The organism is Archangium gephyra, from assembly GCF_049060025.1.
Classification (GTDB): Bacteria; Myxococcota; Myxococcia; order Myxococcales; family Myxococcaceae; genus Archangium; species Archangium gephyra_A.
The window spans coordinates 10508593-10531465 of record NZ_JBMEQQ010000002.1; the positions used below are offsets into that span (position 1 = coordinate 10508593).

Genomic DNA, 22873 nt, shown 5'->3' on the forward strand with positions numbered 1-22873 from the left:
CCCAAGGTGTGGCTGGTGATCGCGCGGGCGGTGCGTGCGCCCGCCGGTCCGGGGAGGCTTCAATGGTGGGAATGCGCTGGGTGTGCGTGGCCGCGTGCCTGATGGCCCTGGTCGGGGCGGGCTGCGATCGGCCGTCGTCGCATCGGGCTCCGTCGGGGTTGGGGGCATCGCCCGAGAAGCTGGAGTTCGGCCTCTCGGCGGTGGGCGTGACCAAGACGATGAAGGTGCGGCTGTCCAACCGGGGCCGCGCGCCGTTCATGGTTCACGGGGCCCGGGCCAACCTGCCCAACGTGGAGGTGGTGCCCTTCGACTCCTTCGAGCTGAAGGCCGGCGGTGAGCGCGAGGTGGAGGTGCGCTTCCGGGCCGAGGTGGAGGGCGAGGTGGCCGGCGTGCTGGAGGTGCTCACCGACGCCGACAACGTGGGCAAGGAGGGCGTGGCGAAGCTCGGCCTGGATGGGCAGGGCGTGAAGGCGTGGGTGGAGGTGCCGGTGCGCACCCTCGACTTCGGCAACGTGGAGCTGGGCCACGTGGAGATGCGGGAGATCGTCGTGCGCAACCCCACGAAGGTGGAGAGCCCGGTGCGGGTGGCCTTCGACGGGGCGGACGCGGACCAGTTCGGTTCCAGCGAAGCGGGAGCGCCCTTCGTGCTGAAGCCGGGGGAGGAGCGCCGGCTGCCGGTGTCCTTCAATCCGCAGCGGCTGGGCGCGGCCCTGGTGCAGCTGCGCGTGGGCGTGGAGTGCCCCACGTGCGAGCCCACCGTCGTGGCGCTGTCGGGGACGGGCATCGCCACGCTGCTGGAGGTGACGCCGCTGCGGGTGGACTTCGGCCGCGTGGCGTTGGGGGCCACGGCCGAGGAGCGCGTCATCGTGCGCAACCTGGGCACGGAGCCCATGGCGTACGGCGGGGTGAAGCTGCTGGACAACGCGAGCAACGCCTTCCGCGTGGTGAGCGCGCCGCCGATGGTGGGGGGCGTGCTCCCCGCGGGCGCGGTGGCGGAGATCCGCGTGGCCTTCACGCCCACGGTGGTGGGCCCGGTGCGCGAGGCGCGGCTGGAGCTGGACGTGCGGCCCGTGGGCACCACGAAGCCGGGGCCCAAGGTGTCGCTCAAGGGCGAGGGCGGTAGCTCGTGCGTGGTGCTGCAGCCGGATCCGCTCGACTTCGGCGTGGTGGCCGAGGGCATGAGCGCCACCCGGGACGTGCAGGTCATCAACCGCTGCCGCAACGACGTGCTGCTGAGCGACCTGAAGCTCGCCACGAAGAAGGGCGGCTACTTCCTGCTGGCGACGGCGCCCTCCAGCCTGCCCATCTCCGCGGGCCAGTCCACCGCCGTGCCCATCACCTTCATGCCGCGCGCCGGCATGGGGGCGGGGGAGGCGGAGCTGTCCGTGAAGATCCTCAACGGCACCAGCACCTCCACCGAGGTGGTGCAGGTGCGGGGCTCGGGCAAGGTGTTCGCGCCCTGCAAGTACGCGCTGGAGCCGGCGGTGGTGGAGTTCGGCAACGTGCCGGTGGGCTCCGAGGTGACGCTCGGCGCGGCGGTGCGCAACGTGGGCACCTCCGAGTGCTTCCTGACGGGGCTGGCGGTGGCCGAGGGCTCGGATGACGCCTTCACGGCGGACGCGCTCGGCAACCAGGTGCTGCTGCCGGGGCAGCGTGCCCGGCTGCTGGTGCGCTTCAAGCCGGGCTCGGAAGGGACGTTCTCCGGCATGGCGGAGGGCTGGGTGAACCACCCGAGCGCCGGCCACGTGCTGGTGCCGCTGCACGGCGAGGGCGTGCAGGGCTGCTTCTCGGTGCAGCCCACCACCCTGGACTTCGGCACCGTCCGGCTCTCCTGCGGCCCGCGCGAGCGCGAGCTCATCGTCTACAACGACTGCGCCGGCCCCACCACGCTCGTGGGCCTGGGCCTCGAGGGCGACGCCGCCGACTTCAAGGTGGCGCACGGCTTCACGTTCCCCGCGACGCTCGCGCCTGGGAGCAAGACCTCCGTGAAGGTGACGTACGAGCCGGTGGACGGCGGGGACGACGCGGCCGCGCTCCGGTTCAACCTGGGCACGGGCACGCCCTACACGGTGGGCCTGGTCGGCAAGGCGGTGCTCAAGAACGAGCAGACGGACGTCTTCACCCAGCAGTCGCAGGCCAAGGTGGACGTGCTCTTCGTGGTGGATAACTCGGGCTCGATGATGGACGAGCAGCAGAGCCTGGGCGCGAACTTCTCGGCCTTCCTCTCGCACGCGGCCGCCGCCGGGGTGGACTACCACATCGCCGTCACCACCACGGGCCTGGAGCGCTCCTCGGGCGGCTGGGCGGTGTGCCCGGGTGGCGCCGAGGGCGGTGAGAACGGGCGCTTCTTCCCCGTGGACAACTCGGCGCCCCGCATCATCTCGCCCACCACGCCCGCGGCCGAGTCCGTCTTCGCGCGCAACACCCAGGTGGGCGTGTGCCACTGGAACGAGCAGGGCCTGGAGGCCATGTACCGCGCCCTGTCGGCTCCGCTCGTCTTCGACGTGGATGACCCGCGCACGCCGCTGGCCATGGACGGCAACGCCGGCTTCCTGCGCGAGGAGGCCAAGCTGGCCATCATCGCCGTCACCGACGAGGAGGACTTCTCGCCGCAGCCGGTGGCCGCCTACGAGACGTTCCTGCTGGGCCTCAAGGGGGGTGATCGCTCCAAGGTCATCTTCTCCGCCATCGCCGGGCCGAGCGACCTGAGCTCCTGCCCGCGCGCCAGCAGCTCCGGCACCCGCTACATCCAGCTCGCCCAGGCCACGGGCGGCGTGGTGGAGAGCATCTGCACGCCCAACTGGGCCGCCTCGCTGGAGCGCATCTCGGAGAGCGCCTTCGGTCCCAACCGCGCCTTCAAGCTCAGCGAGACGCCCGCGGACACCTCGCGCATCGTGGTGCGCGTGGATGGCGTGGTGGTGGCGGACGGGTGGACGTACGATCCGGCCACCAACTCCGTCATCTTCGACGCGGACAAGGCGCCGCCGCCCGGGGCGACCGTGGAGATCACCTACCCGGTGGGCTGCTAGCACTGGGAGTGTGACGGGCCGGAGAGGGGCGCTCCAACGAGGGGCGCCCCTTCTCCTTTTTGACACACCGCGCGGTCATCCCACTCGACAGGACGAGAGGGGCGGGGCAGGTTGGTAGGCACGATGGCTGCAGAATCCCTCCTGGTCGCCGGTGTGGGAGACATCCATGGCCGGTTCCGCCGCGTGGAGGCATGGCTCGACGCGCTGGCGGAGGCGCGAGGCCGCCCGGTGGACATGGTGCTGGCCGTGGGGGACGTGGAGGCCTTCCGTCACGCGGATGACCATCGGCGCAAGGCGGCCAAGCGCGCCATGCCCGCGGAGTTCGCCGAGTACGCGGACGGCGTCCGGGAGATGAAGCGGCCGCTGTACTTCATTGGCGGCAACAACGAGGACTTCGAGGCGCTGCACGACTCGCCGGACGGCCTCCAGCTCGCGCCGAACGTGCACTACCTGGGGCGTGCGGGCCTGAAGGAGCTGCACGGGCTGCGGGTGGGGTACCTGTCGGGCATCCACGCGCCGCGCTTCTACGAGCAGCCGCTGAAGCGGCCCCGCTCGCTCGACACGGCGAAGCAGGCCGGGTACTTCCGCGCGCCCGAGGTGGAGAAGGTGGCGGCGCTGCGGGACATGGATCTGCTGCTGGTGCACGAGTGGCCGAGGGGCCTGCCGCAGCGGGCGCAGGAGCGGGAGGTGCCGCCGCCGGGCCGGACGCTGCCGTCGTACTGGATTGGCAACCCCATCACCCGGCGGCTGGTGGAGACGGTGCACCCGAAGTGGGTGCTGTGCGGGCACTCGCACCGGGCCTTCGCGGTGACGCTCGGGGGCAATGCGACGAGGCCTCCCACGCGCGTGGCGTGCCTGGACCAGGCGGCGCGGCCCGAGGAAGCGGTGTTCTGGATGGAGTTCCGGGGCCGCGAGGCGGTGTGTGCCGGGTGGGGCCTCTCCGGCCAGGTGTCATGGCGGGCCGGGCAGCCGTGGGGCCTGGGCGTGCTGCCGGCGCCCGCGGGACCCGAGGCCCTCGAAACGACGGGGTACTGACGGCGGGTATGAACCATCCGAAGACGAATCCCTGGCCGCGGGAGTTCCTGCGCTCGTTCCAGCGCAAGCCGTCCTTCCGCTTCGCGGCGCTCACGTGGGGCTCGCGAGGGGACGTGCAGCCCTTCGTCTCGCTTGGAGCGGAGCTGGTGCGCCGGGGGCACAGGGTCGTGCTCGCGGCGAGAGCGCCCTTCCGCTCGTTCGTCGAGGAGCACGGGCTCGACTTCTTCGAGCTGGAGGAGGACGGCACCGAGGAGTTGATGCACTCCCTGGCGAGCAGCGACGGCGGGCCGGACGGGGTGAAGCTCTTCGTGACGTGGCAGCGGCGCATGGTGCCGTCACAGTTCCGGCAGTTCTGGAAGGCCACGGAGGGGGCCGACGTCCTCATCAACAACGCCGCCTTCACGGGCCCCGCGCTCCACGTCGCCGAGCGGCGCGGCGTGCCCATCTTCCAGGCCTTCTTCGATCCGGGCTTCATCCCGACGCGGCGGTATTGCGTCTCGGACAACCGCATCCACGAGGGGAACGCGCTGCGCAATGTCGTCACGACACGCGTGAAGAACCTCGCCAGCGGGCTGTTCACGTGGGACCTGGTGAACGCGTGGCGGAGGGAGCACCGCCTGCCGATGGATCTGCTCGGCGAGACCCACCGCCCCGGACTCCTCTTCCGGTTGCCGGTGCTGGTGGCGTGGAGCCCGGAGCTGGTGGAGCGGCCCGATGACTGGCCGGAGTGGTTCGCGCAGACCGGACGGTGGCGCCTCTCGGCGCAGCAGCAGCCGGGAGAGCGGTTGAAGGAGTTCATGGCCGCTGGAGCGCCCCCCGTCTACATCGGGTTCGGAAGCTGGGGCGTGCACGACAAGACGGTGGTGACGGAGCCTCCTGCTCGAGGCCCTGCGCGTCACGGGACACCGGGGAGTCCTGCACCGCAACACCGTGGACGGGCGGAGCACGTTTCCGGCGGACGTGTACGTGGATGACAACCTGCCGCACGACTGGCTCTTTCCCCGGGTGAAGGCGGTGGTGCACCACGGAGGGGCGGGGACGACGGGGGCCGTGGCCACGGCGGGCGTGCCCTCTGTGATTGTCCCGGCCTTCTTCGCGCAGGAGGTGTGGGGAGACATCGTGCGCCGCAAGGGCATCGGGACGATGCTGTCCCGGCGCGAGCTGCGCGTGGATTCCCTGGCCGCGGCGATCCGGGAGGTGGCTCAGCCGCACGTGGCCGAGCGGGCCAGGGCGCTGGGAGCTCGCGCCAGCAACGAGGGGGCCGAGGTGCTCGCCGCGGACGAGATCGAGCGGCACCTGAAGGAAGCGCGCGGCTGAGCGGCGATGCGCCAGCGCCTCCGGTCGTTCCGTGTCACCAGCGGTGCCAGGTGAAGAGGCAGTCGATGAGCTGCGCGTGGCCGGGTCCGTCATTGGCCGTGCGCGGGACGAGGTCCGGCACGGGGGTGAAGAGAATGTCGTTGGACAGGCGGGTGAAGCCGAATGTGGACCCGATGAGGCCGGAGAGCTTCGCCTCCTGCGCCTGGAACTCGGGGGGAAATGGCGGAAAACGAAGCCAATAGTCTCCCTGATCGGGGCCCTTCTTCTCCGTGTGTGATGCGTAGAGGGCATACACCGGGGCGAGCTGGCTCAGCAGGCATACGATGCAGTCGTAGAGGGGGGCTCCCGTCACGAACCCCGGGAGGGAGATGCGGACGCTGTAACAGGGGTCATGGTGAGGGATGGTCGTGTCCCAGAGATGGCAATCGGGGAACTCCTCATCGAGCTGCTGGATGAAACCCTTCCAGGCCGGCGAAGGCTTCACGTGGGTTTGGATCAGCGCTTCGAGGCGCTGGCCTTCCTCTGACGCATCGTATCGAGGGTCATCGTTGCGGAGGCCAGCCGGGTAGTAGCGGTGAACGAGTTGGAGGAGTGCGTCGGCCGTCAATTCCGGATTCATGCTTTCTTCTTTGTTCGAGACTCGTGGGTGGCTCCGTCTTTACGGAAACGTCGCCCTGGGGACTCCTACTTCCCGAAAGCCGGTGACCTTGGCACCAGGAATGGGTCCGAACACCGGCTCCGTCAGGATGCTCTGCATGTGCTTCCTGAATTGCTCACACGCCATGGCCGTCGGCTGTTGCTCGCGCAGGACGAGACGTGCGGCCTTGTCCGCTGCCTTGGCGGCCTCCACTTGTGCGAACTCATCCAGAACCCACCCTTTCATGTTCCTTTCCGGAACGCCCACCTCGATGTCGCAAGTCGCGGCTGAAGAGAACATGGGGGAAATCTTGCCCAGCAGGATGAGCACCTGGGCGACCTTCCATCCCCCACCATTTGGACCGGTATAGGGCACGATGTTGGTGAACTGGAACATGGACGGCGGGATATGGCCGCCGACACAAGCAAGCTGACAGGCGCCAAAGGCCGCCAGCCACAGCAGGACCACTCGTCCAGTGAGTGAGAGTCGAATGTGTATGAGACCTCCCCTTCGACAGACATGCTGAGGGGGAGGTCCGACATGTTTGTGCTTTTGTTACTTTGAGGCGATTGCCTGTGAAAGGGTCTTGCGGCGGGTGGGCGGACTCAGAACTGCCCGGAGAACATCACGCCGCCGAGGCCACCGGACACGTTCATGGACATGCGCGCGGCTCGCGACTGGGCCTGCGACTCCTCCTGGCGGCCGTGGAGCAGCAGGGGCATGCCCACGCCGAAGAGGGTGCCCGCCGCCGCGCCCACCAGCACGTCCGTGAGGTAGTGCCTGCCCGCGCCCATGCGCAACAGCCCCACCGAAGCCGCCGCGGGCAGGCCCACCGCCCAGATGAGCCAGCGGTGCTTGTAGCCGCGCAGCTCGGACACCGTGCCCGCCGCCGTGACGAGCGCGAAGGCCATGTTGGTGTGCCCGCTGTAGAAGGACAGGTTGTTGTCGGTGGGGTGCCTGGTGAGGCCCTTCTGATCCTCGGGCAGCAGGTGGACGAAGGGGCGCTCCCGGCCCACGGAGAACTTCACCAACTGGTTCACCAGCGAGGCCACCACCACCGACTCGACGATGATGGTGGTGTCCTGCGCGTAGTAGCGCAGCGGCGCGCCACTCCCCGAGGCCAACAGGTACTGCGCTCCGAGCACGCCCACCGGGAGCACGCCGAAGCCCCCGATGTTGCTCCACAAGTCCCAGGTTTCGCGGCCCTCGGCCGTGTCCGCCATCACGCCCCGGCCCCACCGGTCCACCGCGTTGAGGGTGTCCGTACCGTCCGCCGAGCGGTCGCACCAGCGGCAGGTCTTCGGGGCGAGGTCCTTCTTGAAGACGGCTTCGCTTCCAATCCAAAGCAGCCCGGCGACGCCGGTGATGGCTCCATCGCGCGTCCAGTTGAAGTCGAGCGCCTGGACCGTGGGGGCGTCCGAGCCCTGCCTCGCCGCCGAGGGCAGGGCCTCGGTGGGGACGGGAGAAGAGGCGGCCAGGGAAGCAAGCGCTAGCAAACAAAGGGCGGTTGGCATATCGGCGAGCATAAATACGCCCCGCGCCCCGTTCTACACTCCACCCCCCCGTATGACCGATTCTCGCCGTACCCTCCAGGTCTTCCCCGACAATGGCCGCCGTCAAGCCGCCCTGCGCGCGGCTCGCGGCCATGCGGGAGTCGTGCGTGGAGACTCCTACCTCACCTGGGAGGGCTTCCTCGAGGCCCTCGGTGGGGCGCGTGAGCTGGGCCGCCGCCCGTGCCCACCCCTCGTGGCGCGCACCGTGGTGGCCTCGCTCGCCCAGGGGTTGAGCGACACCCCCTTCGGCGACTTCGTGCACGAGCCCGCCTTCGCCCGGGCCGCGCTGGAGGTGCTGTTGGACCTCAAGGCCGGCCGGCTCTCCCCGCGCGAGCTGCAGGATGCGCTGGAGGTGCTCCCTCCCGAGCGGCGCAACCGGGCGCGGACGCTCGCCCTGCTGCACCACGCCTACGAGCAGAAGATGGCCGAGCTGGCCTTGGCGGACCGCGAGGACGTGGTGCGCGGGGCTCGCGAGGCCCTGGAGCGCCAGGCCTGGCCCTCGGCCTGGGAAGACGTGGGCAGCATCGTGCTGCACGGCATCTACGACGTGCGGCCCTCGGGGCTGGAGCTGTTGATGGCCCTGGCGGCCGCCTGCGACGCGCGCCGGGTGGGCCTGCGGGTGGAGACGCCGGTGGGTGGCTCGCCGGTGGCGGACGCGGCCCTGGCGGCCCTCTTCCGTGCCTTCGAGAACCGCGGCGAGACGCTGCCCCACGTGGACCTCTTCAAGGCGGACGTCACCTTCGAGTCCCGTCCCATGGTGGAGCTCGGCCGCCATCTCTTCTCGCCCCAGGCGCCGAAGGACGTGCTGAAGGACGCGGTGGACGGCCTGCGGATGTGGAGCGCGGGCTCGTCCCGGGACGAGGCCCGGCTCATCGCCCGGGACGTGCGCCGCAAGGTGTCGGACGGCGTGCCGCCGGGGAGCATCGCCGTGGCGTGGCGCGACCTGGGGCCCGAGGCCCGCTGGGTGGCCGACGCGCTCGGCGAGCTGGGTGTCCCCGTGCGCCTGCCCTGGGGTGAGCCGCTCGCGCTGGCCGGCCCGGTGCGCCTGGCGTTGGACCTGCCGCTGCTGGTGGAGGACGGCTTCCCCGCCGAGCGCGTGGCCGAGCTGGTCTCCAGCCGCTATGCGCCCATGCTCTCCCGGGGGGCGCCCGAGGCTCCGGCGACGCTCCTCACGCTCGCGGCCGTGCGGGACGACCGGCTGGGCGCGACGCGGGGCAAGGGCGCGTACGATCTGCGCCTGGAGGCCCTGGCGAAGCGGCTGGAGCCGTTGCCGGGCCAGGTGCGCAAGAAGGAGGAGCAGCGCGCCCATGGCGCCCGGGTGCTGCGCGAGCGGTGCCTCTTCCTGCTGGAGTCCTGCCGCCGCATTCCGGAGCAGGGGCGGGCCTCGGAGCTGCTCGCCGCGTGGTGGCAGGTGGTGCGGCGGTTGGGGCTGCTGGACTCGGAGGGGCCGCTGGATGCCGCCTCGGAGGATGGCCTCGGCGCGCTCGCGCTGGATGCCCGCGCCCGGGACGATGCCGCGCGGGCGGCGCTCGCCGGGCGGGTTCGGGAGCTGGAGCGGACGCTCGCGGCGGTGGGCGGAGGGCCCCGGCTGAAGCGGCGCACCTTCGGCCGCTGGCTGCAGGACATGATGCGTGACGTGCACCTGCCCGCGCGCGGGCCCGCGGCGGGGGCCGTGGAGGTGCTGGACGTCCACGAGCTGGAGGGCCGCACCTTCGCCCATGTCTTCCTCGGAGGACTGGCCGAGGGCCGTTTCCCCGGCCGCGAGGCGCCCAATCCGTTGCTGGGTGACACCGAGCGCATCGCCCTCAACAAGCACCTGGGCCGGGACATCTTCCGTCTCACGGGCGGCGAGTTCGAGGACCGCGCGCCCTGGCGCCTCACCGAGGACCGGCTCCTGTTCGCCAGCGTCCTGGCGGCCGCCGGGGAGACGGTGAGCCTGTCCTTCGCGGTGGAGGGGCAGGGAGGCCAGGAGCAGGCGCCTTCCACCTTCCTGGAGGAGGTGCGGCGGTTGACGGGGGCCACGTGGGAGGCACGCTCGCTGCCGGCCATCGCGCCGCTCGACGAGGTGCTCACCGAGGCGGAGTTGCGCCGGCGTGTGGTGCTGGAGTCGCTCGCGCTTCCGAGGCTGCGCGTCTCCACGCCGGACCCCGCCCGCAACGTGCTCCAGCGGCATTTCGAGGAGGCGCCGTGGCTCGCCTCGGCGAAGGAGATGGTGCAGGTGGAGATCGAGCGCCTGCACTTCTTCGGGGACACGCGCAAGCGCGCGGGCCGCTACACCGGCGCGGTGGAGGACCCGGCCCTGGGCGAGGCGATTCGCGACGCGTTCCGTTTCGACAAGGAGCGGCCGTTGTCGGCCTCGGCGCTGGCGCGCTTCGGCAACTGCGGCTTCCAGGGGTTCCTGTCCTACGGGCTCAAGGTGCCCGAGCCGGAGCAGCCGGGCGAGGAGTTCGATCGCCGGGGGCAGGGCGTCTTCTGGCACCGGGTGCTGGAGGAGTTCTTCAAGCGGCTCAAGGAGCGCAAGCTGCTGGGCCGGGGCCTCGAGGAGTTGCCCGAGACGCTGCTGGACACGGTGCTGGACGAGGTGCGGGAGCACTTCGAGCAACGCCACTACGTGGGCCACCCGGCGCTTTGGCGCCTGGCGCGCGAGCGGGCGAAGAACATGGTGCGCCGCATCCTCATGGACGAGCGGCGGGGCCTGCCGTTCGAGCGCTTCGAGCCCGCGGGCTTCGAGCTGCGTTTCGGGCCTCGCAACCCGGCGGAGGGGTGGAACGAGGTGACGCTCCAGGTGGGCGAGGACGTCATCCATTTCGAGGGCACCATCGACCGGTTGGACATGGCGGGCGGCGAGGTGGGCGTCATCGACTACAAGTCCGGCAAGCTGTCGAAGTCGGAGCTGAAGAAGAAGCTGCTCGACTCGGACTTCCAGCTCCCGCTGTACCTGTACGCGGCGCGGGCGAGTGGCCATCGCAACACGCGCAATGCCGCGTGGTTCTCGCTGCGCACGGGAGACGTCATCTACCTGTCCGACGTGCTGGAGAAGGACGCGGTCGAGCTGGAGGAGCTGCTGTCCACCGAGCCGCAGGTGCGGGCGCGGATGGCGGCGGAGGCGAAGCCCAATCTGGCCAATGCGGTGGAGGCGCTGGTGAACACCGTGAGGGCAGGGCAGTTCGCCATGAGACCGAAGGACTGCGGGAGCTGCGGCTACCGCGCCGTGTGCCGCATCACCGAGCGGCGGCTCGTGGAGGAGGAGGGTGCCCGTGAGTAGGCCCTTCCACCTGGCGCTGGAGAAGAACCTCGCCCTGATGGCGGGTGCCGGCGCGGGCAAGACGTACAGCCTGGTGACGATGACGCTGCACCTGCTGGCCGGGGCGCGCGAGGGGGCCAAGCCCCTGCGTCCCTCGCGGCTGTGCATGGTGACGTTCACCGACAAGGCCGCCGCGGAGATGCGCGCGCGTGTCCGGGTGCGCTTGGACAAGCTCGTCCACGAGGAACCCAAGGCCACGGATGAGCCGGAGCTGCGGGCCTCGCTCGAGCGGCTGGGGCAGCCCTTCCCCACGAAGGACGCCTGGCGCGCCCTGCGCGAGGAGCTGGGCTCGGCCTCGGTGGGCACCTTCCACTCGCTGTGCGGCCAGTTGCTGCGCCGTGCGCCTCCGGGCTCGGGGGTGGACGCGTCCTTCGAGGTGCTCGACGAGCTGGAGGCCCGCACGCTGGTGTTGGACGTGTGCGAGCGCGTGGTGCTGGACGCGCTGGAGGCCAATGACGCGGGTGTGCGCGAGCTGTGCCAGGAGCTGACGTTCTCGGGCTCGGACTTCACCGAGGGCCTGGTGTCCTCGCTGTCCGCCACCTACGGCAAGCTGCGCGAGGAGGGCCTACGCGCGGCCGAGGTGCGCACCTCCAGCGCGGAGGAGATGCGTGCGGGCTTCGAGGCGCTCGCCGGGCGGTGCCGGGACCTGTGCGCCACCGTGAGCGAGCTGGACAAGAAGGGCGAGTGGCGTGTCCTGCGCGAGAAGCTGGAGGCCGCGCTGGACGGTCTCACGCCGGAGAACTGTTTCGAGCCCGAGCGGTTGCCCTTGCTCAAGGCGGCCTTCCTGGAGGACGGCCGCGACGTGCGCCGGCTGAAGAAGGAGCCGGGCAACTCGATGAAGGAGCTGTACTGGGCCTTCTTCGGGAAGAGCGACGGCTCGGTGATGCGCCTGGAGGATGCATACGCCGGGTGGCGCACCGCGCCCTTCGAGTCCTCGTTCCGCGCGTTGCTCTCGCAGGTGGAGGCGCGCCACGAGGAGGAGTTCGCCCGGCGCAACGCGCTGGACTTCACCGCGTTGCTGGTGAAGACGCGGGACCTGCTGCGGGACATCCCGGACTACCGCCGCCAGGTGCAGGAGCGCCTGGGCGCTCTGATGGTGGACGAATTCCAGGACACCAACCGTCTGCAGCTCGAGCTGGTGCTGCTGCTGGCCGAGAAGCGCGATGGGGGCCCCCGCCCGCTGCGTCCGGACGAGAGCCTGGTGGACGCGCTCCCCTTGGAGCCCGCCTTCCTGTGCGCGGTGGGTGACCGCAAGCAGTCCATCTACGAGTTCCGCGGCGCCGACGTGTCCGTCTTCGAGGTGCTGGCGAAGAAGATTGAATCCGAGGGCGGTGTGCGGGACTTCCTCCAGCACAACCGGCGCTCGGTGCCGCCGCTGCTCGACTTCTTCAACCACGCCTTCGCGGGCGTGCTGGTGGGAGGCGAGGGAGGCGCGCGTCCGTACGAGGTGGTGTACGTCCCGAAGGAGGACGATCTCTCGGCGGTGCGCCCGGAGTTGGTGCCCGCGCCGGTGGTGGAGCGGCTCGTGCTGGACGACGAGGAACTCTCCACGGGCGAGCTGCGCGCGGCGGACGCGGAATCGGTGGCGAAGCGGCTGAAGGTGATGCTGGCCCCGGGCGCGGAGCCCCTGGTGGAGCGTGAGGACAAGGAAGGCCCGCGGCCGGTGCGTGGCGGCGATGTGGCCATGCTCTTCCGGACCTTCACGCACCTGGAGGTGTACCGGCAGGCGCTCATCCGCCACGGCATTCCGCACCGGGTGCTGCGCGGGCGTGGTTTCTACGGCGCGCAGGAGGTGTTGGACCTGGCCTCGCTGCTGTCGCTGCTGGCGGACCCCGAGGACGCGCTCGGCTTCGCGGCGGTGCTGCGCTCGCCGCTGGTGGGCCTGTCGGACGCCTCGCTCTTCCGGCTCGCCGGGCCCGCGGGCCTGTCGTTGCCCACCGTGGAGCGCGGAGGCTCCTCCTCGCTGGAGGGGTTGCCCGAGGGAGAGCGGGTGCGGTTGGAGCGTTTCCTCACGGCGCTGCCGTCGTTGCGGCGCGAGAGGGATCGGCTCGGCGTGCGTGCGCTGCTGCAAGCCGCGATGGAGGTGACGGGCTACCGCGAGGCGCTGGCGGGCACCCCGTACGCGGAGCAGGCGAGCGCCAACGTGGAGAAGCTGCTCTCGCTGGCGGGACGGCGTGACGAGCGGGGTACGGGCGGCTGCGTCACCTTCGCCCGTGAGCTGCAGCGGCTGGCCAACGAGGAGCCCACGGAGGCCCAGGCGGATCTGCTGGAAGCGGGAGACCCTCGCGCGGTGCAACTGCTCACCATCCACCGGGCCAAGGGCCTGGAGTGGCCGGTGGTGATGGTGCCGGCGCTCGGCAGCCTGCGGCGGTTCACCAGTGGACGGGCCCTCTTCGAGCGCACCCATGGCCTGTGCCTGCGGCCGTGGCTGCCGGACAGCCTCGACAAGTACCGCTCCCCCCGCTACGACGAGGTGAAGGACGAGCTGAAGCGGCGCGAGACGGCCGAGTACCGGCGCGTGCTGTACGTCGCGCTCACCCGCGCCCGGGACCGGCTCATCCTCTCCGGAGGCGAGGAGCGCGGCGCGTCCGACTCGTGGTGGTGTCTGCTCGACGAGCGGTTGGGAGAAGACACGCGGCTGCGCGGGCTCGTCGAGGATCTGGACGTGGAGACGTTGCCCGCGCCCCCGGAGCTGGACGAGCCGGAGGCCGTGGACCCATCGGAGCAGGAGGCCCGCCTCGAGGCGGCGTTGCAGCGGGTGCACGAGACCCCGGCGCTGGCCATGCCCGAGGTGGCGGAGGTGGGGACCGAGGCCATGCAGGACTTCATGGTGTGTCCGCGCCGCTACCGCTACGTGCACCAGCTCGGGCTGCGCGCGGAGGGAGCGCCCTGGGAGACGCCGCCGCGCGTGTCACCGCTGTACATCGAGCGGGATGCGTGGGGCGCGCCGGCGCTGAGTGCCTCGGACCGGGTGCTGGCGCTGCTGCGCGTGGTGGACTTCCGGCTCGCCGGGACTCCGGCCACCGAGCGGCGGGGCCGTCTGGAAGCGTTGGTGCGCGAGGTGGGCTGGGACGTGGGAGAGGACGGAGTGGAGGAGGCGCTCGCCACGGTGGAGCGTTTCCTGGGCACGGCGTTCGCCCGGCGTCTGGCCACCGTTCCCGCGTCGAGCGTGCACCGCGCGTTGCCTTTCGTGCTGTCGCTGCCGGGGGATGCACCCGCGGCCCTGGAGGGCGAGGTGGATCTCCTGTGGCAGACACCCGCGGGCGAGGCGCGGGTGGTCATCTTCAAGCCGGGCAAGCGGTCGCCTCGGGGCGTGGAGGCGCATGCCGGGTCGTTGGCGGCGGTGCTGCTGGCCTCGCGGCGGCTGGTGCGCGAGGGCGTGCCCGTGGAAGTGGGAGTGGCCTTCCTGGGCGAGGACCTGCCGGAGCCGGAGTTCCCCACGTCCGCCGTGGACATGGACACCATCACCGAGCGCCTGCGGGAAGCGGCTCGGGGCCTGGTGGAGGCGGACGTCCGGGGCCGCTGGCCGGGCCGGGAGCCGTCCGTGTGTCAGACGCTGGCCTGTGGCTACGCCGGCCATTGTCATTCGAGCCAGTAGGGTTCTTCTCGCGGCACTTCCTACTCCAAGCCGATGACGGCCCGTGGGGAAGCGTGCTAAGCGGGCCGCAATATGCCGAACGTCGTCGTCATCGGAGCGCAGTGGGGAGATGAGGGTAAGGGCAAGGTCGTGGACCTGCTCACCGAGCACGCCCAGGTCGTCGTCCGTTTCCAGGGCGGCAACAACGCGGGCCATACCCTGGTGGTGGGTGGTCAGAAGACGGTGTTGCACCTGATCCCCTCGGGCATCCTCCATGCGGGGAAGACCTGTGTCATCGGCAACGGGGTGGTGTTGGATCCCGCCGTGCTGGTGAAGGAGCTCGACGCCCTCAAGGAGCGCGGCTTCCTCAAGGACGACTCGCACTTCCTCATCTCGGACAACGCGCACGTCATCTTCCCGTGGCACAAGCTGCTGGACAGCTACCGGGAAAAGGCCCGTGGCGTGAGCGCCATCGGCACCACGGGGCGTGGCATCGGCCCGGCCTACGAGGACAAGGTGGCGCGCCGCGGCATCCGCGTGCGCGACCTGCTCAACTCCGAGCGGCTGCGCAAGCGCATCGACGAGCGGCTCCCGGGTGTGCGCGACGAGCTGCGCGAGCTGTGCCGCGCCGCCAACGAGACGGCTCCCGAGCTGGACGCGCAGAAGTACCAGGACGAGTTCGCCGCGCTGGGTGAGCGGCTGCGGGTCCATGTGACGGACGTGTCGCTCTACCTCGCGGGCCAGGTACAGCGCGGGGCGCGCATCCTCTTCGAGGGCGCCCAGGGCACGCTGCTGGACGTGGACCATGGCACCTACCCGTTCGTCACCAGCTCCAACTGCGTGGCGGGCAACGCGGCGGTGGGCTCGGGCCTGGGCCCCACCACCATCGACAAGGTGATGGGTATCAGCAAGGCCTACACCACGCGCGTGGGCGGCGGTCCGTTCCCCACGGAGCTGACGGACGAGACGGGCGACAAGCTGCGCAAGGTGGGTGACGAGTTCGGCGCCACCACGGGCCGTCCGCGCCGCTGCGGCTGGCTGGATGGCGTGGTGCTGCGCTACGCGGTGCGCGTCAACGGGCTGTGGGGCATGGCGCTCACCAAGCTGGACGTGCTCTCCGGCCTCAAGACGCTGCAGATCTGCAACGCCTACGAGCTGGACGGCAAGCGCATCACCGAGCTGCCCGGGGACTACGAGGACCTGGCGCGCGTCAAGCCCATCTACGAGACGATGCCGGGCTGGGACGAGAAGATCGCCGGGGTGCGCACCTTCGACGAGCTGCCGGAGGCCGCCAAGCGCTACGTGCGCCGCGTGGAGGAGATCTCCGGCGTGCCCGTGGTGTGCATCTCCGTGGGCGCCGACCGCGGCGAGACGGTGCTGCTGCAGAACCCCTTCCGGAGCTGAGCCGCCCGGAGCTGCGGAACTCCGGACACTCGGAGTTCCCCGGAAGTGAGCCCCCAGACTCCCCCGCCAGGAAAGCGAGGGAGCGGGTGGCGGATGTCAGGCCCCCGCCTTAGTTTTTTCGTATGGACAGGGGCGATGCGAAGGCAGGCAGGCAGGTGTTCCGCCCACACGCGGTGCTCGCGGCCATCATGGGGGCCGCGACCCTGCTCTGGCTGGGCGTCCTGGTGTACCTCCTGCGGTTCGACGGGGTGCCGATCCAGACATTCCTCTCGGCGGTCTTCTTCGTCCTCTTCTTCGCCGTGTCGGTGACGTACTACGGCCGCACGCGGATCATCGTGGACTCGGGAGGCATCACGTACCGGGGACTGGTGCGGACGCGGCGCTTCACCTTCGCGGACATCCGCAAGGTGGACGTGCTGCCCGGGCCGGTGACGGTGTACGCCGTGCGCGCCGGCCGGGGTCTGGTGCACTTCACCAGCCTCTTCGCGGACCACCGCCGTCTGGCGAAGATCCTCGTCGAGCGGGCCGGTCTCCTGCCGCTGCGCGCCTGAGGCTCAGGGCGTCAGGGCGTAGGTGGCGAGCAGCCCCACCAGGGCCAGTGCCGCCCCGAGGCCGATGAGCCACCCTTCCCACCGCACCTGCGGGCGCTCCGGCATGTCCTCGCCGGAGAGCGCCGCGGGTGTTTCGTCCGCGGGGGGTGTTTCGGCCGGAGCGGGTGTCTCGACCGGGGTGGGGGATGGCTCCGGCGGTGTCTCCGGCTCGGGTGTGCCCATGGGTGCTTGGAAGCGCAGCAGCGTCCGGCCCAGCTCGATGACGTCGCCCTCGTGGAGCGGGGAGGGGGCGTCCACCCGCTTGCCGTTGAGATAGACGCCGTTGGGGCTGTCCAGGTCCTCCAGCACGAAGGCGCCGTCCTGGTGGCGGATGCGGGCGTGGTGGCGTGACACGGCGATGTCCCGCAGGCGCACGGACACCTCCTTGCCCCGGCCAAGCTCGGTGCTCGCTTCGGCGAGGGCGAAGGTGCGGCCCACGTCCGCCCCGATGAGGCACCGCAGGGTGGCGGCCCGCGAGGGTGGTGGCTCCTCCAGGTCCATGAGGAGGTGCTTGAGCACGGCCACGGTGCCCACCTGCCGCTCGGCGTCTCCGTCCGGCTCCCTCACCCGCAGCCGCATCTCCTCGGACAGGCCCACCACCTCTCCCGGCAGCACGAGGCGCGGGACTCCCGGTGGCACCATCACGCCCCCCACGGTGAAGGTGTGGGTGGCCTCCACCATCAGCCGGTGGCTCTCGATGCGCAGCGTCAGCAGGCCCGGGGGGAGCCCCTCCAGCCGGACCTGGTCCCCGGCGGCGCCCCCCAGCAGGTGGACGCCCTCGGGAAGCTCGAAGGGGGTGGCGGTGCCCAGGTGCTCGAATTCGAAGTGCATGGCCCTGGCCGAGGCAAACCGGGTGCCGGGACGGACGGGTGGGATCGCGGGGGGTTGCCGTCTCCGGGCCGTCTCATCTCCGGCCCATCGTCCACGTGAGCGGACGGGCCCGGAGCCCTTCTCCGAGACATCCGGGGGAGGGGGGCCTAGGATTCGCGGCCCCGATGCGCCCCGCCTCCCGCCTCCTGACGCTGTTGACGCTCACGCTGCTCGCCACCGCCTGCCGCGACGAGCAGGCCGGTCCCAAACCCCGTGCCAAGGCCCTGCCTCCGCCCGTCCAGGCGCGTGTGCTGGACGCCGCACCGGCGGAGCTGCACGTACCGCAGCGGGGCCACGTTTGGCGGAGGCGCGGTGCGCTACCTCGGCACGCGGGTCACCCCGCCGGTGGCGGTGCCCGGGCAGGCGGTGAAGCTCGAGCACTACTTCGAGGCCGTGCGCGCCGTGCCCCGGGGCTGGAAGTTCTTCGTGCACGTGGTGGACCCCGCCAGCGGGCAGATGATGGTCAACGCGGACCATGACTTCGCGGGGGGCGCGGCCCCGTTGGGCACGTGGCCCGTGGGCAAGGTGGTGGAGGACGTCCACACGGTGCCGATGCCTCCGGCGCCCGGCCGGGTGGTGCTCGGCTTCTGGCAGGGGGACGAGCGCCTCGCGGTGGACGACCCGAACGCGCACCTGGGGGACAACCGGGTGCTGGGCCCGCAGCTCGGTGGAGGCCCTCCGCCGCTGCCCGAGTACACCGCCCGCCGCGCGGCCAAGGCGCCTGTCATCGACGGGGAGCTCGACGACGCGGTGTGGAAGGCCGCGGCCCCGGTGGTGCTGCGTGGCAGCTTCGATGGCCGTGAGCCGTCGCTGCGCACCGAGGCGCGCCTGGCCTACGACGACCAGTACCTCTACGTGGCCTTCGATGTGGAGGACCCGGACGTCTGGGGCACCCTGCGCGAGCGCGATGCGCCCATCTACGAGCAGGAGGTGGTGGAGATCTTCCTCGACGCCAACGCGGACGGGCGCACCTACAACGAGATGCAGGTGTCGCCGCACAACGTCAACTTCGACGCGTACTTCCCCGCGCGCCGGCAGGGCATGGACCTGAGCTGGGACTCGGGGATGCAGACGGCCGTGAAGGTGCGCGGCACGCTGGACAATCCCGAGGATCGCGACGAGGGCTGGCGGGTGGAGATGCGCATTCCCTTCGCCCGGCTCGCCGAGGTGCCGAACGTCCCGCCGAAGAAGGGGGAGCGCTGGCGCTTCAACCTCTACCGGTTGGAGCACGTGAGGCGGCAGCAGGTGGAAGGCCAGTCCTTCTCACCCCTCTTCGTGGGGGACTTCCACGCGCTGCCGCGCTTCGGCTGGCTCGTCTTCGAGTAGCGGCTACGAGTGCGGGGAGATTTCCCACTGGGCGTCCGCGACGGAACGCTCGGTGGGGTCCCCGAGGAAGCGGAGGAAGCCGCGGATCTCGAGGGTGTCTATGAGTTCCTCGGCCTCCAGCTCCGAGAAGCCCTTTGTTTCCACGAGCAGGTTGCGCATGAGCGACTTGCCACGCAGGTAGCCCACGGGCTCACCCGGGGCGAGCATGCGCTTGAGGTCAACGGTGAGCTGACGAAGGTCCAGGTCGTCGGAAATCATCGCCTCAAGGCTGGTGATGGGTGGCCATCGGGGCAACCGGGACCGGAGGAATCGTAGGCTCGGCGGGCAGGAAGGTGCTCAGGCGGACGTCACGCCCATCGCTCTCCAAGGTGATGGCGCCGTGCACGTCCGTCCGCAGACACTCGGTGCCCAGGGAGCGGTAGCGCGCCTCCACTTCCGGGTGGGGGAAGCCGAAGCGGTTGCGGCGGCCCACGCAGAAGACGGCGAAGCGGGGACGGAGCCGCGTGAGGAAGTCCTCCGTGGACGAGGTGCGCGAGCCGTGGTGCGCCGCCTTCAGCACCGTCACCGGCCCGAGCTTCCCGCTGGCGAGCAGCGCGGCCTCGCCCTCTTCCTCCACGTCGCCGGGCAGCAGCACGGTGACATCGCCATGGCGCACGAGCAGCACCACGCTCTTGTCGTTCACCCCCTCCATCAACTCGCGGTCCTCGGGCGGGCCGAGCACCTCCAGGGTCGCCTCGCCCAACCGGTAGGACGGGTGGCCGAGTTGCACCTGCTCCACGTGCGCGCCGGTGGCCGCGGCGATGAGCTGCTTGGACAGGTGCCCATCCACGCTGTCCGCGGCGAGCCAGAGGCGCTCGGTGGGCACCTGCCCGAGCGTGGAGATGAGCCCGAGCGCATGGTCCGGGTGGGGATGGGAGAGGACGGCCAGGTCGAGCCGCTCGATGCGGGAGGCGCGCAGGAAGGGGACGACGACCCGGAGGCCCGGATCCGCGCCGCCGGGCACACCGCCGCCGTCGATGAGCGCATGGTGCCCGCGGGAGCTGAGCACCACCCCATCTCCCTGGCCCACGGCGAGGAAGGTGATGCGCAGGCCGGGCTCGGGGACGAGCCGTGGCACGAGGAAGACGAGCGCCAGCCCCACGGGGACGAGGAGGCCCCCCAGGCGCGTGCGCCGCTCGCCCAGGGCCCAGCACGCGAGCCCCGCGGCGTAGAGCAGGGAGGCCGCGAGGCCGAAGGAGGGCAGGTCCATCGTGGCCAGGGGCACGTGCGCGAAGAAGCGGGTGAGCCACAGGAGCACCTGGGAGGCCCACGCGCCGCCCCACAGCAGCGGGGTGGCCAGCACGGGCGCCACGACGTAGAGGGCCGCCCCTCCCGCGGCGAAGCCGGTGAGCAGGCCGCACAGGGGCATGCAGACGATGTTGGAGACGAGCCCCGCGAGGCTCGCGCGTCCGAAGGTCCCCGCCACCAGGGGCAGGCTGGCCACCGTCACCGCGGCGCTCGCGCAGAACGTCTCCAGCACCGTCTCCCGGGTGCTCGCGAGCAGGCGCTTGAGCTTGTGGGACTCCTGGGGATCGGGCGGCGCGATGGGAAGGGCCTCGCGCAGCGCGGGGGTGAGCAGCAGCAGGCTGAAGACGGCGAGGAAGGACAGTTGCAGCGACAGGTCCGCGACGCTGGAGGGCACCCAGGCGACGAGCAGGGCCGCGGCGGCGGCGAGGCTGTTGAGCCCATCGGCCCGCCGCCAGAGCGCGAGCCCCAGCAGCACCACCGTGGCCATGACGGCCGAGCGCACCGCCGGGGGCTGGTTGCCGGTGAAGACGACGTAGGCCCAGACGAAGGGCACGGAGGAGGGGGCGGCCAGGCGCCGGGCATCCACGCGCCGCAGGCCGTGCACGCGGGCGCCAGCCAGGACGAGCAGCTTTCGCAGCAGCGCCAGCGTCATGAGCGCGAGCGCCGCCACATGCAGGCCGCTCACGCTGAGGACGTGCGCCAGCCCGCTGCGCGAGAAGTCCTCCTCCAGTTCGTCATCGAGCGCGGCGCGCTGTCCGGCGGCCAGGGTGAGGAAGAGGGCCGCGGCCTCGGCCGAGGGCGCCACGGCCTGCACCGCCTGGGTGAGGCCTTCCTGCGTACGCACCAACTGCTGGCGCCAGCCAGGGGCAGGGGAGAGCACCAGCATGCCCGCGCTCTGGAAGCTGCCGGTGAAGGCGAGCCCCTGCCGCCGCCGCGTTGCGGAGAAGTCCTTTTCTCCGGGATTCGACGCGGGCTCGAGCAGCTTGAGCCGGGCCTCCACGCGGATGCGCTGTCCGGGCAGCAGCGAGGGCGGGGCCCCGTGGGCATAGAGACTCGCGTGGAAGCGCGCGGGGCTGCCGGCGCCCTGTCCCACGCGGGCCACGGCGAGCAGGACGCGGGTGGAGTCCTCGAAGCGGTCCACGCGCTCCACCTCGCCCTCCAGCACCGCGGCGCCTCCGTGCACGAGCGCGGGCGGCACATCCGTCCCCGCCTCCAGACTGGCGAGGCCCGCACCCGTGAAACCCAGACAAAGCAGCACGCCCAGATGGGCACCGGGCAGGCGAGCGAGCGCCAGGGAGGCCGCTCCCAGGAACGCCGCGGCCATTAGCTGAAATAATCCAGTAAAGGCGTCTGTTCCGAGACCCAACCCCGCACCGAGCATCAGGCTCACAGCAGGGAAGAACAGAGGACGCCCGGTCAGATCGCGCCACGAATAACGGCCCACGCCCCACCCCCACCACCCAGCAACCCGATCCGTCTCGTCGTGCTGCATCGCCCTACCGGGCGACGGCACACACGAAAAGGCACGCAGGCTAGTCAGGTATTTCCGGGCGGGTCAAGACTGCAATGTTGCTGTAAGGGGTGAATCGTGGTATTTGTGAGCGGCTTTCTGGGCCGGGTGTCGAGTCGAGCCAAGCCATCCTAGAGGAGGCGGTAAGAGTGCAGACGAGCTTCAAGACCGGCGACAAGGCTGTGTACCCTGGGCAGGGTGTGGGCGAGGTGATGGGGATTGAGCACACCGAGGTCGCCGGGCAGCGGCAGTCCTTCTATGTGCTGCGCATCCTGGAGAATGGGATGCGGATCATGATCCCCATCAACAAGGTCGGCTCGGTGGGCCTCCGGGAGATCATCAGCGAGGAGGACGTCAAGCAGGTCTACTCCATCCTGAAGGAGAAGGACATCTCGGTCGACTCCACGACGTGGAACCGTCGCTACCGGGAGTACATGGAGAAGATCAAGACTGGCTCCGTGTTCGAGATCGCCGAGGTGCTTCGCGATCTCTATCTGCTGAAGGGAGACAAGGATCTGTCGTTCGGTGAGCGCAAGATGCTGGATACGGCGCGCTCGCTGCTCATCAAGGAACTGTCGCTGGCCAAGGACTGCTCCGAGGACGAGATCGAGTCGGACCTCAAGAAGATCTTCAACCTGGCCTGATCCGTTTCAGGCAGAGGTAGAAAGCCCCGGTTCCCCGATGATGGGGGCCGGGGTTTTTTCATGTCCAAGGACTCGGAGCTTCAGCAGGAGCGGGACGAGCGCATCGCGGAGCTGGAGGAGCGGCTGCGGGGGCGCGGGGTGGGGGTGAAGGCGCCGGTGGCGGTGCTGGCGCTGGTGGTGGGCGGGGTGTTGCTGGGGCTGCTGTGGAAGGACCTCGCGTACTTCTTCTCCGCGCGCACGCCGCTGACGCTGGGGGCGGAGGGGGAGTACCGGTACGAGGCGCTGGAGTCCAACCGCTACGTGCAGTTGCACGGGGTGCCCACGCTGCGAGGGGCCTACGGGCGCGAGGGCGAGGACGTCTACGTGGTGGTGGGGCTGCGCGAGTCCCCGTTCCTGGTGCGCCGGAAGGCCTTACCGGGAGAGGAGTGGTCTCCGGGGCGGGTGCCGCCGAGGCCTGATCCGCGGCCCTTCGGGGTCAGGGGCCGCCTGTTGGCGGAGGAGGACGCGGAGCGCTACCGGGAGGGCTTCAAGCTGCTGAGGGAGATGGGGGAGGTGCAGCCGAGGGACGGGAGGCTGTGGCTGGTGGTGGAAGGGGAGCGGCCGGGGGCGGACAAGGGAGTGCTATTGGCGGCGCTGGTCCTGGTGCTGTTCATGGTGGGAAACGCCGTGCTGCTCTACCGGGGCCTCGAGAAGAGCCGTTTCCAGAGACATTTCCCCTCTCCCCCCGGGAGAGGGACGGGGTGAGGGTGCCCGGGTCCCGGGTTGCGCCGGTGTAAGCCCCCTCTCCCTT

Annotated in this window: 17 protein-coding genes; 11 read left to right on the top strand and 6 right to left on the bottom strand. The window is 70.8% G+C overall.

Annotated elements, in window-relative coordinates; all coding sequences use genetic code 11:
* Positions 1-62: 62 nt before the first annotated feature.
* From ACN28I_RS45945 to ACN28I_RS45960, 4 genes are all read left to right on the top strand, one after another.
* Positions 63-3029: a choice-of-anchor D domain-containing protein gene (locus ACN28I_RS45945; RefSeq protein WP_420948187.1), complete on the top strand. Its 2967-nt coding sequence runs from the start codon at positions 63-65 to the stop codon at positions 3027-3029.
* A gap of 123 nt (positions 3030-3152) precedes the next feature.
* Entirely contained in the window at positions 3153-4064 is a 912-nt protein-coding gene (locus tag ACN28I_RS45950) for a metallophosphoesterase family protein (protein WP_420948188.1), read from the top strand.
* A gap of 8 nt (positions 4065-4072) precedes the next feature.
* Entirely contained in the window at positions 4073-5038 is a 966-nt protein-coding gene (locus ACN28I_RS45955) for a glycosyltransferase (protein ID WP_420948189.1), read from the top strand.
* Positions 5031-5381: a glycosyltransferase gene (locus tag ACN28I_RS45960; RefSeq protein WP_420948190.1), complete on the top strand. Its 351-nt coding sequence runs from the start codon at positions 5031-5033 to the stop codon at positions 5379-5381. Before ACN28I_RS45955 ends, ACN28I_RS45960 begins: the two co-directional genes overlap by 8 nt.
* Before the next feature lie 34 nt (positions 5382-5415).
* Here ACN28I_RS45960 and ACN28I_RS45965 read toward each other — a convergent pair whose 3' ends face one another.
* From ACN28I_RS45965 to ACN28I_RS45975, 3 genes are all read right to left on the bottom strand, one after another.
* Complete coding sequence (locus ACN28I_RS45965) at positions 5416-6000, bottom strand: hypothetical protein (RefSeq protein WP_420948191.1); 585 nt, start codon at positions 5998-6000, stop codon at positions 5416-5418.
* Positions 6001-6039: 39 nt separating this feature from the next.
* Positions 6040-6486, bottom strand: coding sequence for a hypothetical protein (locus ACN28I_RS45970; RefSeq protein WP_420948192.1), 447 nt, complete (start codon positions 6484-6486; stop codon positions 6040-6042).
* A 137-nt stretch (positions 6487-6623) separates the two neighbouring features.
* Complete coding sequence (locus ACN28I_RS45975) at positions 6624-7514, bottom strand: phosphatase PAP2 family protein (RefSeq protein WP_420948193.1); 891 nt, start codon at positions 7512-7514, stop codon at positions 6624-6626.
* Between the two features lie 70 nt (positions 7515-7584).
* Between ACN28I_RS45975 and ACN28I_RS45980 the strand changes: the two genes are divergently transcribed.
* The 4 genes from ACN28I_RS45980 to ACN28I_RS45995 all read left to right on the top strand — a co-directional run bounded on the left by ACN28I_RS45980 (position 7585) and on the right by ACN28I_RS45995 (position 16407).
* Positions 7585-10836, top strand: a complete 3252-nt coding sequence (locus tag ACN28I_RS45980) for a PD-(D/E)XK nuclease family protein (RefSeq protein WP_420948194.1) — start codon at positions 7585-7587, stop codon at positions 10834-10836.
* 37 nt (positions 10837-10873) lie between these two features.
* Positions 10874-14473 (top strand): UvrD-helicase domain-containing protein, encoded by a 3600-nt coding sequence (locus tag ACN28I_RS45985; RefSeq protein ID WP_420948849.1) that lies wholly within the window; start codon positions 10874-10876, stop codon positions 14471-14473.
* A gap of 72 nt (positions 14474-14545) precedes the next feature.
* Positions 14546-15856 carry an adenylosuccinate synthase gene (locus tag ACN28I_RS45990; RefSeq protein WP_420948195.1) on the top strand — a complete coding sequence of 437 codons (1311 nt, stop codon included), beginning with the start codon at positions 14546-14548 and terminating at the stop codon, positions 15854-15856.
* 188 nt (positions 15857-16044) lie between these two features.
* Positions 16045-16407, top strand: a complete 363-nt coding sequence (locus ACN28I_RS45995) for a PH domain-containing protein (protein ID WP_420948850.1) — start codon at positions 16045-16047, stop codon at positions 16405-16407.
* A gap of 3 nt (positions 16408-16410) precedes the next feature.
* On the opposite strand, the gene ACN28I_RS46000 is transcribed toward ACN28I_RS45995, so the two are convergent.
* A complete protein-coding gene (locus ACN28I_RS46000; protein WP_420948196.1) occupies positions 16411-17277 on the bottom strand; it encodes an FHA domain-containing protein in 867 nt (288 codons plus the stop codon).
* A 351-nt stretch (positions 17278-17628) separates the two neighbouring features.
* Here ACN28I_RS46000 and ACN28I_RS46005 point away from each other — a divergent pair, with 351 nt between their 5' ends.
* On the top strand, positions 17629-18642 hold the full coding sequence (locus ACN28I_RS46005; RefSeq protein WP_420948197.1) for a carbohydrate-binding family 9-like protein: 1014 nt from the start codon (positions 17629-17631) through the stop codon (positions 18640-18642).
* 3 nt (positions 18643-18645) lie between these two features.
* Here the strand turns inward: ACN28I_RS46005 and ACN28I_RS46010 are convergent, their stop codons facing one another.
* Together ACN28I_RS46010 and ACN28I_RS46015 are read right to left on the bottom strand one after the other, a co-directional pair.
* On the bottom strand, positions 18646-18900 hold the full coding sequence (locus ACN28I_RS46010) for a hypothetical protein (protein ID WP_420948198.1): 255 nt from the start codon (positions 18898-18900) through the stop codon (positions 18646-18648).
* A 4-nt stretch (positions 18901-18904) separates the two neighbouring features.
* Complete coding sequence (locus tag ACN28I_RS46015) at positions 18905-21253, bottom strand: DNA internalization-related competence protein ComEC/Rec2 (protein WP_420948199.1); 2349 nt, start codon at positions 21251-21253, stop codon at positions 18905-18907.
* 335 nt (positions 21254-21588) lie between these two features.
* Here ACN28I_RS46015 and ACN28I_RS46020 point away from each other — a divergent pair, with 335 nt between their 5' ends.
* Both ACN28I_RS46020 and ACN28I_RS46025 read left to right on the top strand, forming a co-directional pair.
* Positions 21589-22083 (top strand): CarD family transcriptional regulator, encoded by a 495-nt coding sequence (locus ACN28I_RS46020; protein ID WP_011552697.1) that lies wholly within the window; start codon positions 21589-21591, stop codon positions 22081-22083.
* 60 nt (positions 22084-22143) lie between these two features.
* Positions 22144-22827, top strand: a complete 684-nt coding sequence (locus ACN28I_RS46025; protein WP_420948200.1) for a hypothetical protein — start codon at positions 22144-22146, stop codon at positions 22825-22827.
* Positions 22828-22873: the final 46 nt, after the last annotated feature.